Here is a 10,128-nt window from a genome sequence, read left to right as displayed (position 1 = left end):
TTGTCAACAATTAATATATTTTATTTAAAATTATATTTAAAAATAGTTGTAATATCAAAATTTTGTTCTTTTTAGAAAGAAGGACTTATATAAAGCAATAATCCCAAATCCTGTACCAAAAAGTAATACCTCAATTGTTCCCATCCAATGTAAAGCTGTACTTCCTTTTGTTGCTGTAATTGCTGAAATAAAATGATTTATACCTAATAATAAACATAGAATTGTTGCCATAATTGTAAGAATTTCAGCGTACTTTATATCCTTTTTTATAAGTGTAATTACAATAGCAAAGTCAATACTTAAATTCCATAATGCAATTTCTCTCTGCCACCCCCTGCTTATATTCCAAGTAGAATATCTATCCGCAATATCTGGCATAAAGAATTGCCATAAAAATGCACCAACTGTCATAACAAGAAATATTGTCAAATATATAAATAAAATATTATGTTCTATTTTATTCTTCATAAAGTACCTCCATATATTTTTAATAATATTGTAATATTACATAGTTTAATTGACTTAAATGTTGCTCTTAAAAACATTACTCTCAGTATTAAAGGATTAGATACATATGAACATATATTCTATATAAAACTGTTTTAATTATAATACTTAAACATTTTTTCCACAGTTAGAACAAAATGAAGAATTCGAAGATAGTTTTTCTCCGCATTCTTTACAGAAAATATCATGATTTATTTCTGTTCCACAGTTAGAACAAAACTTACTTTCTTCACTAATTTTAGCTGAACATTTATGGCACCTCTTTTGCCCATAATTATATTGTTCTCTAACTTCTTGATAATTTCTATCTTCATAGTACTTATTGTACCCATGGTGACTACCATGGTGTTTATTTTGATGATTGTAATGTTCATCATGATGATTTCCACCAAAAAATCTGAACAAATTATTTAATCCCATACATATATCTCCTTTCAATTCTTAATTAACATGCATCTTTAACTAACAAATTATAAATTAAAGCAAACACATGAATATATATTCATATGTTTTATTATATTCGTGATATATGCGTATGTCAATAAAATTAATCATGCTGTAAATGAATATATTCCCTGTAGTAAATTTAAAAATTTATACGTATAATTTTTGTAAATACCAATAAACGAATTTAAATATGTATCTAAGGGTATGTACGTAGGATTAATCCTATACATATGAAAGGAGTAAACAAATGAAAAACTATGCCATAAGTAAATTAATTTCTTTAATATTACTTACTAGTACTTCATGGGTATTGTCTTCTAATCTAAATAGAGTACCAAATAATTATGATGGTGATACTAATTTCTTTAAGTTTTTTGAGCATACTAATCCTATCATTGCTAAAGTCTCAGAAACTAATTTAATTAAAGAAGTTGCTGCTAAAACCGAGGTATCAATATCTAAAGAAGAACCTAAAGTTTCTAAGCAACCCACTGAATCTTCAAGTATTCCTAAATATGGTGATTTAATTAATTGGAGTAAAGCTAGTAATCTTATTCCTAAAGGAACTACAGTAAAAGTTATAGATTTAGCCACCAAAAAGACATTTAATATTCAACGAACTTTTGGTACAAACCATCTAGATGGTGAAGCCTCATCCACATCTGATACTAGTATTATTAAAAGTATTTGGGGTGGTTTTTCATGGGAGCGAAGACCTATCATTGTAAATATAAATGAACTTTATATAGCCGCATCAATGACTGCCATGCCTCATGCTGGAGTCGATTCTAAGGAAGCTATCAAAACTGTTGACAATCGCTCTGATGGATATGGAACAGGTGAAAACTTAGACATGATTAAAAATAATGGTATGGATGGAGTAATTGATATTCACTTTAAAGATAGTACTAGACACAAGGACAATAAACCAGACCCTCAGCATCAGGCTGCAATTTTATTATCTTCTGGAAAATAAAAATAATGAACTAGGAAATAAGCTCTTTTCCTAGTTTTTTCAGTTATACTCATGCTATATTTTTCGAAAAACATGGATAATTTAGAAAATGTGAATTACAGAATCAACTCTAAAAAGCAAGCTCTTTAAATACTTTAATTAATAACACTTAATTACAAAAAGATGACGTCATGTTTTCTTTTATTTTATTATTAATATTTTAAGACGAAAATAAAAACGTCCCTCAGTTTAAGCTAAGGCCACTTCGTTGGTCTAAACTTTTTAATTACTATAGAACGAATATTTAGCTCCTTCATTAATCTCTGAACTCTTTTGATACTTATATACGCACCTGATTGTTCAAGAGTTTTTTGTATTTTGGGAGCACCGTATCTACATTTATTTTCATTATAAATTTTAAGTATTTTTTCTTTCAATATTATATTTTCCGATTCCCTCCGGGACGGAGTATGGTGATGAGATTGGTAGTAAGTACTCTTAGGCATATTCAGCAATTTACACATAAGTCTTACTGGATAAATTCCATGATTATCATCAATAAATTTAATTATATCTCTTGATCCTTTGAGAATATGGCGATAGCTTTTTTGGCTAAAGCCCGCCTTTGGTGTAATATTTCAAGTTCCATTTTAATTCGTTCATTTTCTTTCTTTAATTTTGCAACCTCTTTAGCATTTTCTTTGTTCTTTTCTTCAGTAACTTTACTCTTTTTAGCTATAATGGGCTTTTGGGATATTTTTTGTTTCACTTGAACACTATTAGTCCAGTTATTTAGAGTAGCTGTTGACACGCCATATTCTTCACATATCTCTTTAATTGGTTTTCCAGTATTGTATACTTCAATTACCATCTTCTTAAAATCATCTGTATAAGTTTTTCTTCTCACTTGAACACACCTCTCTTAACTTTATTATAAATAATTATTAAAATGTGTCCATAAAACTATACTAACACCACTATATTTATTATGTTATCGGTCTTTACAAATCTAATTATGACCTTCGATAAATCCGTAAGAGTTGATACTATATATTTTCATTTTCAAGAAATTGCTCTAATTTCTCATTTTTAAAGCCTAAATCAAATCCTGTATCATAATATCTAAAAATGCTTTTGAAAATTTATCTTCACTTTCAAAAACACTGTCAACTATACCTTCAAAGCTTATCTTTATACTTAATTACTTTTCAATAGCATTTAACTTTTTATCTAAAAGAAACATAGTTGTAGTTTTTCCATATTGTCTTGGTCTATTTATTATAAATTACTCTTCATCTTCTATTATGTTTATAATTTTATTCAATTTATCAGACGTATCTACCATGTAATGTTTACTTAGTATACATGTTCCCGTAATATTAAACCTTTTTACCATACCATCACTTCCTTTTTAAATCAGTGGAAAGTTGAAGTTTGACAATTTGAACTCTTAATTAAAACTTTAATCAAACTTCTTCTCCACCATTAACTTTACTCATTCATTCTTAACTAAATCCTATCTAATATTATATGCCAAACCATCTCAGTATTAAACACCTATTGAGTTTAATATATTCTTCACCTCTTTGATAATCTCTTCTCCAACATAATAAGCATCTTCAATTCTCAAACTTGAATAGATGGGTAAACTAATTTCATTTTCATACTGAGAAAAGGCATTTGGATAATCATCAATCTTATATCCTAACTTCTTATATAAAGTAAATAAAGGCAGTGGTTTAAAGTGAACATTAGTAGCTATTCCTTTTTTAGCTAATTTCTCAATTAGTTTATTTCTCTTCTCTTCTTTAAATCCTCTAATTCTCAAAGAATATAAATGATAAGAAGTTTCTGTTCCTAAATTGTCTTTCTCAAAAGGAAGTATTGCCCAATCATATCTTTTAAGCAAACTTGTATAAACATTAAAAATCTTTTTCCTTTTTTCTAACATGTCAGGATATCTTTTTAGTTGTACTAATCCAATAGCTGCACTTATATCTGTCATATTACATTTAAGCCCATCAGTTATGATATCGTACTCCCATGCCCCTGCTTTTGTTTTAGAAAGTGCATCTTTGGTTTGACCCTGTAAAGATGTAATTTTAAACTCTCTGTATAGATCTTTTTTTCCTAGAATAACATTCTCATTATAGGTAATAGCTCCACCTTCTGAGGTAGTTAGATTTTTAACTGCATGAAAGGAAAAAGTATGAAAGTCACACTGACTTCCTACAACTTCTCCCTTATATTTTCCCCCAAAGGAATGAGCAGAGTCACATAGTATAATTATATCTTCTCTATTTTTAGCTTTTAAAACTTCCTTAATACCATCATAGTCGCAAGGAACTCCTCCAAAGTCTACAGGCATTATCATTTTAGTATTACTATTTATAGCACTCTCAAGTTTATTTAAATCCATAAAAAATGAATCTTTCTCTAAGTCTATTAATGTTGGTTTAACTCCTCTATGCAACGCTACACTTGAAGTTGAGGAATAGGTATAAGGAGTTGTTATTATTTCATCTTTTTCTTTTATATTAAGAACCTTTAATACAAGCTCCATAGCCTCCGTTGCAGAATTAACTGCTACAACTTTGTCAACTGAACAATATTCTTTAACCTTGTCCTCAAATTCTGCTACCTTAGGTCCAGAAGTTATCCATCCTGATTTCAAAACCTTAGTTACCTCGTCTATTTCCTCCTCAGTTATATCTGGAGGAGAAAAAGAAATTTTTCTTTCGTCTTTCATATTACTTCTCCTTAACTTAGTTAATCTTTTCTCTACTATTATATGAAGCTTAAACTTACTATCTACTACAAAAGCAAAAAAACACTTCCTAGTACTCTATTATGCCTAATAGAGTACTAGGAAGTGCTTAAAATTTATTCAATTATTAATTCGTCATCATTGTATATATCTCAAAATCCCTGGCAGCTTCTGCATCATCAATCTTTCCATCACTAAGCTTTCTATAAAGCATATATAATTTAAAACTTAATTCAGGGTTTGTAACTTCAGTTTTAGTCATCTTATCTTTAATCTTATCTTTGATGTTTATTTCTTCAAACTTAAGATTATCCTCAATCACTTCAGACATCTCATTTATAATCCTTAAGGCATCTCTATTATCAATCATTACTTTAAGTACCTTTATATCAGCTCTTAGTTTTTCTAAATCTTCTCTTTTTACAACTAGTTTATCATTAATGCTCATAACTATTCACCCTACCCAATCCATCTTATTACAATTATACGATAATCTTTATATAAAAATCAAATTATTCTACTTTATAAGTCTGTATTTCTGATTTCTGCTACTTGGTCTCACTACAGTACTATCTATATACTTTTTCTCTAATAATGAATCAAATGCACTTTTAATATCACCAGCCATAATCTTATATCCAAGAGCATCAACTATTTCTTTTTTAGATAAAGATCTATCCTTTAAAAGTTCAATTATTCTTTTCTCAATTAGATTTACATCATCATACTCTTCTTGACTTTCACCTACTTGCTTCTCAGCTAAAAAAGTTTCATTTACATTTAACCTTACTAAGAAGTAATCCCTACTTTCATTGGTTTTAAATATTGGTTTCGATGAATTATTAATGTGCATAGCTTTTATCATTTTACCTAATCCAGTAGAGTTTCCCGTTGCAAATATCAAACTTTGTAAAAACTCTCCAACCCTTATATTTCTATATATTCTAGCACAAACTTCACCCTCATTTATTTCATTTTCATCTACAATTTTATCTGCTCCAGGATAACTTATAATTACAAACTTAGTCCTATCTATTCTAATCTCTATAGGCATATGCAGCTTATAGTTTTTATGATAAACAGCATTTACAACAGCTTCTTTTATAGCATCTATTGGATAGTTACAAATATCCCCACTCTCCAGTTTATTTAAATTAAGTACATAAGTTTTTACATATCTTAAAACCCCTCTTATTTGTTCATGGATAGGCCCATCAAAAACCGTCATTATATGCTTCTTATCGGCAGATGAATTTTCAAAGTGAACAAGGTTTATATAACTTCCTGGAATAAACTCTTTTGGTCTTTCAGTAAACATCAAAACCCCAATATTTTTAACTTTTGAAGTTCCTGATGACTCTTTAATTATATCTAGCTTTTTCCCAATATCCTCGATTGAAATTTTTAAAGCATCTTGGTATCGATCACCTTTAATATCATAAAGATATTGTTTTATTAAGCTCAATCTTAAATCTTCAAGCTTACATTCTAAGTTTATATCATCATCAAAAGAAGTTTGATAATTATTATTTATAGGTAAGATTGCCTCTTCTTTAATTTCCTTTTTATCTTTATTAAAGAAAATTTCTCTCTCAACCTCTCCTTGAACCTCCTCTCCATCAGTCCAAACCGAGTGGCTTAAATACTCATCTTTATCATCTCTTCCAAACTCACTTACCGTAATTTCCTTCATGAAACTTTCTCCTAATAAAATTATTCCCTTTATACTATGTAAAAGTTAGAAAAAGATTTCTATATATCTCTAAAACTCTCTAGTATAGCCACTATTCTACATTTTGCATTAAATATTGACACAATTTTAACTTATCAACATATTATATTAGTACATTGAATTTTAGGGAAGGAGGTGATTTATTATGAATGTAAATGAAGATTTACAAACAGTCACTTTAGCCATAGAAATCTACAATGGAACTAAACCTTCCGGTGAAGTAACCTATAAAAAAAGAAGTTTTTCAGGAATAAGGCTTGATGCTCCAACTGAAAATATTCTAAATGTTGCTAAAGCCATAGCTTCAGTATTAAACACTCAAACTGGAGACTATTTACTAACTAAAGTAAGTAAAATTTCAGAAACTGAAGGAGAATAGTATTATGAATTTTGAAAAAACATTATCTAGCACTGGAGGTGAGATATATGGATCATTCACTTTCCCTAGTCTTTATCACCAGCAATGGTAGTAAAGCCTCTATAACTATTCCTGATGTTAGAGAAGGATTAACTAATGAAGAAGTTGAGGAATTGATGCAGGTTATTATAGAAAACAATACTTTTCTAACTAAGAACGGAACTCTTGTAACACCTTACTCCGCTAAGATTGTTAGTAAGAGCAGTACAGTTATTGAGTTAAAGAAATAAAAAATTTAGCCCACTTGATATGGAATCTTAAATTCTATAGCAAGGGGGCTTTATATCTAACAATAAACTTCAACTATATTTTTATCCTTAACTTTAACATCTTCAACTTTCCCAAACAGTCCGCTTTTTCTAAAATCAAATACTAGAAGATATCCCTCTTTAAGGTTATACTGATCTAGGTATTCCCCCAGTTGTACAAGACCTTTCTTATGATATTCCTCTCCTCTCCAGATTTTAAGTTCTATAATATACATTTTCTTTTCGTATGTTATTACTATATCAAAACGCTTCTCTTCTCCACCCTTTACCTCTTTAAATGCAAAACCTGTTCCATTTATTATTGGGCTTATAAAAGCTAAAAATAGTAATCTTCCATCCTCTTCTAAAAAAACCTGCCTTTTTTCTGAATACTCATGTTTTAAGAACTCTTGAAACTTTATAAGAACTTTCTTTATATCTAAGGTTCCATCTTCTTTTATGAACTTGGACCTTTCATTATAATATCCAACATCTGTAGATGTTTCTATAATAGAGCTCATATAATCATACAATCTTTGTTCATATATTTTATTATGAATCTTTACCTTATCATTTTCTCTTTTAAACATACCATAAGTGATTCCCATGGTTATTATTGGGTTATCCTTATTAAACGCAATATCCATTCCATCTATTATTATCTTTTTCACCAATACTCTTAACTCTGTATTATTCTCAACATTTTTTATAAGACTCTCAAAGTTAGTATTATCATCTTTTAGAATTTCCTTAACAGCCATGTCCATATACTCTTTTTTCCATTCTAGTTTTTCCTCATCCATTATGTTTTCATCTATTATTTTGCAGAGCTTACTTACTAAAAAAGGATATCCAGATGTATAGAATCTAAGTCTTTGTGAAAAATAGTCTTTATCCAAAGTAACTTTTTTATCTTGTACATAGTCCACAAGCATTGTTTCTATTTCTTCTTTGGAAAAGCTCATATCAACATTAAAGTCAGAGGCAATATTCCACGGACTATTGTATTTATGTTCTTCATCTTTTCTTATCTTAAGCTTCATACTTTTAACGTCATGAACCCCAGCTAATATTACACTATGAAAGGTATAGTCTTTCCCTTCATTTCTAAGCAAATACTTATTTCTAAGCAACCCTAAAAAATCTAAAAACAACTGATTGTTACTGCTTTTATCTACCTCATCTATTATTAAAACAACCGATTTGGCAGAATATTCAACCAAGTCAGTTATAAACTCACTAAATTTATCCATGCTATTAACTTCATCAATTTTTTCAACTATAAAATTATACAGGGTTTTATTTTGTGAAAATCTAAAGTAATTTTTAAACTGAAGCATTACGCTGCTCAAAAACCTACTTACTTCTCTATAACTTTCAGAATCAATAGACTCAAAACTTATCTTTATAGGTAAATACCCTTCCATTTTATTTAATCTTTGTTCTAAAAGATATAAGGTTGTAGTTTTCCCATACTGTCTAGGTCTATTTATTATAAAATATTCTTCGTTTTCTATTAATTCTATTATTTTATCCAATTTATAAGATGTATCCACCATATAGTGCCTACCTGGTATGCAAGTTCCAGTAACGTTAAATCTTTTTCTCATTATTTATTCACCCTTCTTTTTAGATAGTTGAGAGTTAGTTGTAGAAATTTATCTAAGCTAAATTTCTTCTTTCGCTCTTAAATATTCACAATCAGTTCTCAACTTATTAGAGCAGTTGAGAACTAAAAAGAATATTTTAACTTCAGATATTCATATTATAATACTATACAATTTTATTTTATCATTTTTAGGGTTTATTTGAAATAAATCAAAACTACTAAAGTTATAGAATCTTCATATTGATTACAGCTTTTTTAGATTATATACCAAACTCTACAGGTTTTAAGCATACATAAAAATTTAACTAGTCAATCCTCTGTTTCTTTACTCATCTTCATCATCAAAATCACTAAAGTATTCATTATAAACTTCACTCATATGATCACCAAATTCCCAATCTACCCCTACTACATCTTCTCGTATATGATTCATTCTGTCTTTACATTTCTCCTCTAGACCATTCTTAAAGATATAATCTAACGCATTAATATAAGATCTTAGTATATTATTATAAAGCCATTCATCAACATCTCCATATTCAATCATAAATTCTACTCCAAATTCTGAATAACTAATCATAAGTTCAGCAATCAACTTCGAATTTTTAGATATTTTTTTAAAATCTCTAATGGCTTTGTTAATATTTGAATATTTAAGCTTTCCAAAACCTTTATAATGAAAAAATTCATCTTGAATAATTTTTTTGTACTTTTCAAAGATTTCTATTTCAAAATCTGGATCAACTTTAGTTCTGTAATACTCTTTAATTACAGGAAATTGTTTTGCTAATTCAACTATTTCTTTTATGAGTTCCTGATTACTTTTATTTTCTAAATATGATCTTAAATCATTGATTTTTAACATAGACATAATATTTCTCCTAATAGTATTAATCATAACTTTACTATATACTATACTTTCTTAACTATTAATTGAATATTATTTAAAAAAATCAAATTATTAATATTTATATCGTTTCTTTTCAGAGAAGTTTTTTAAATATACTTTAACCCATCTGGATATTCATATTTTGCTTTAATGCTTGTCTTTTCCTCTAATAACTCTCTAAAAGCTTTTTTATCTTCAGAAGTTTCAAATGAATCTAGAGGAATTATTGTGGGGGGAGGATGAGAAGTGCAGTTAAGAGTTAAGAGAGAATAGTTAATAGTGAAGGTAGAAATTCTTTTAAGAGAATTTCAGAAACTAAAAAACAAGCTTCAGAGACCAATGTCATTAAGTTAAGAAATAAATATCATAGTTATGGACAGAGTATGTTTACAAATACATACCTGTTCTTTTTTTTGTATAACAATTTACGTACAATAATTTTTATCAAAATAATATAAAAAGCTTGACAAATAGTTAGAAAAATGTGGCGAAGCCCCTTAAATATATAGATTTTTAAGGAGGTTCGCAAATGAATGAATATGCAAATTTTATAAAG

General features: G+C 28.3%; 10 protein-coding genes and 1 pseudogene. 3 read left to right on the top strand and 8 right to left on the bottom strand.

Annotation, left to right across the window (positions count from 1 at the left end):
• Window positions 1-54 precede the first annotated feature (54 nt).
• Together B3N22_RS14675 and B3N22_RS14670 are read right to left on the bottom strand one after the other, a co-directional pair.
• Window positions 55-468, bottom strand: coding sequence for a hypothetical protein (locus B3N22_RS14675; protein ID WP_286908317.1), 414 nt, complete (start codon window positions 466-468; stop codon window positions 55-57).
• 147 nt (window positions 469-615) lie between these two features.
• On the bottom strand, window positions 616-927 hold the full coding sequence (locus B3N22_RS14670; RefSeq protein ID WP_286908315.1) for a zinc ribbon domain-containing protein: 312 nt from the start codon (window positions 925-927) through the stop codon (window positions 616-618).
• Window positions 928-1,201: 274 nt separating this feature from the next.
• Between B3N22_RS14670 and B3N22_RS14665 the strand changes: the two genes are divergently transcribed.
• Window positions 1,202-1,930 carry a hypothetical protein gene (locus tag B3N22_RS14665; RefSeq protein ID WP_286908313.1) on the top strand — a complete coding sequence of 243 codons (729 nt, stop codon included), beginning with the start codon at window positions 1,202-1,204 and terminating at the stop codon, window positions 1,928-1,930.
• A gap of 242 nt (window positions 1,931-2,172) precedes the next feature.
• Here B3N22_RS14665 and B3N22_RS14660 read toward each other — a convergent pair.
• The 4 genes and pseudogenes from B3N22_RS14660 to B3N22_RS14645 all read right to left on the bottom strand — a co-directional run.
• Window positions 2,173-2,816: pseudogene (locus B3N22_RS14660) on the bottom strand (IS3 family transposase); the annotation flags it as partial.
• A 642-nt stretch (window positions 2,817-3,458) separates the two neighbouring features.
• Window positions 3,459-4,697: a DegT/DnrJ/EryC1/StrS family aminotransferase gene (locus B3N22_RS14655; RefSeq protein WP_349676639.1), complete on the bottom strand. Its 1,239-nt coding sequence runs from the start codon at window positions 4,695-4,697 to the stop codon at window positions 3,459-3,461.
• 106 nt (window positions 4,698-4,803) lie between these two features.
• The gene (locus B3N22_RS14650; RefSeq protein WP_286908310.1) at window positions 4,804-5,124 is read right to left on the bottom strand and encodes a hypothetical protein; all 321 of its coding nucleotides are present in this window, start codon (window positions 5,122-5,124) and stop codon (window positions 4,804-4,806) included.
• Window positions 5,125-5,193: 69 nt separating this feature from the next.
• Window positions 5,194-6,369 carry a hypothetical protein gene (locus B3N22_RS14645; RefSeq protein WP_286908308.1) on the bottom strand — a complete coding sequence of 392 codons (1,176 nt, stop codon included), beginning with the start codon at window positions 6,367-6,369 and terminating at the stop codon, window positions 5,194-5,196.
• Window positions 6,370-6,553: 184 nt separating this feature from the next.
• On the opposite strand from B3N22_RS14645, the gene B3N22_RS14640 reads away from it, so the two are divergent.
• Both B3N22_RS14640 and B3N22_RS14635 read left to right on the top strand, forming a co-directional pair.
• Window positions 6,554-6,787, top strand: coding sequence for a DUF1659 domain-containing protein (locus B3N22_RS14640; protein WP_021800909.1), 234 nt, complete (start codon window positions 6,554-6,556; stop codon window positions 6,785-6,787).
• A gap of 47 nt (window positions 6,788-6,834) precedes the next feature.
• Window positions 6,835-7,056, top strand: coding sequence for a DUF2922 domain-containing protein (locus B3N22_RS14635; protein WP_021800908.1), 222 nt, complete (start codon window positions 6,835-6,837; stop codon window positions 7,054-7,056).
• 56 nt (window positions 7,057-7,112) lie between these two features.
• Here the strand turns inward: B3N22_RS14635 and B3N22_RS14630 are convergent, their stop codons facing one another.
• Together B3N22_RS14630 and B3N22_RS14625 are read right to left on the bottom strand one after the other, a co-directional pair.
• The gene (locus B3N22_RS14630; protein ID WP_286908305.1) at window positions 7,113-8,684 is read right to left on the bottom strand and encodes an AAA family ATPase; all 1,572 of its coding nucleotides are present in this window, start codon (window positions 8,682-8,684) and stop codon (window positions 7,113-7,115) included.
• Window positions 8,685-9,008: 324 nt separating this feature from the next.
• Complete coding sequence (locus tag B3N22_RS14625) at window positions 9,009-9,554, bottom strand: DUF6155 family protein (protein ID WP_286908302.1); 546 nt, start codon at window positions 9,552-9,554, stop codon at window positions 9,009-9,011.
• Window positions 9,555-10,128: the final 574 nt, after the last annotated feature.

The sequence above is a fragment of the Clostridium sp. UBA1652 genome (assembly GCF_002320975.1).
GTDB classification, from domain to species: domain Bacteria; phylum Bacillota; class Clostridia; order Clostridiales; family Clostridiaceae; genus Clostridium_T; species Clostridium_T intestinale.
This window is presented reverse-complemented; position numbering and strand designations above follow the sequence as displayed.

What these genes read in the sequence shown, in the direction of transcription:
- B3N22_RS14670 (WP_286908315.1), bottom strand. Translation starts at nt 927, where the DNA reads ATGGGATTAAATAATTTGTTCAGATTTTTTGGTGGAAATCATCATGAT.
- B3N22_RS14645 (WP_286908308.1), bottom strand. Translation starts at nt 6,369, where the DNA reads ATGAAGGAAATTACGGTAAGTGAGTTTGGAAGAGATGATAAAGATGAG.
- B3N22_RS14640 (WP_021800909.1), top strand. Translation starts at nt 6,554, where the DNA reads ATGAATGTAAATGAAGATTTACAAACAGTCACTTTAGCCATAGAAATC.
- B3N22_RS14675 (WP_286908317.1), bottom strand. Translation starts at nt 468, where the DNA reads ATGAAGAATAAAATAGAACATAATATTTTATTTATATATTTGACAATA.
- B3N22_RS14650 (WP_286908310.1), bottom strand. Translation starts at nt 5,124, where the DNA reads ATGAGCATTAATGATAAACTAGTTGTAAAAAGAGAAGATTTAGAAAAA.
- B3N22_RS14635 (WP_021800908.1), top strand. Translation starts at nt 6,835, where the DNA reads ATGGATCATTCACTTTCCCTAGTCTTTATCACCAGCAATGGTAGTAAA.
- B3N22_RS14625 (WP_286908302.1), bottom strand. Translation starts at nt 9,554, where the DNA reads ATGTCTATGTTAAAAATCAATGATTTAAGATCATATTTAGAAAATAAA.
- B3N22_RS14665 (WP_286908313.1), top strand. Translation starts at nt 1,202, where the DNA reads ATGAAAAACTATGCCATAAGTAAATTAATTTCTTTAATATTACTTACT.
- B3N22_RS14630 (WP_286908305.1), bottom strand. Translation starts at nt 8,684, where the DNA reads ATGAGAAAAAGATTTAACGTTACTGGAACTTGCATACCAGGTAGGCAC.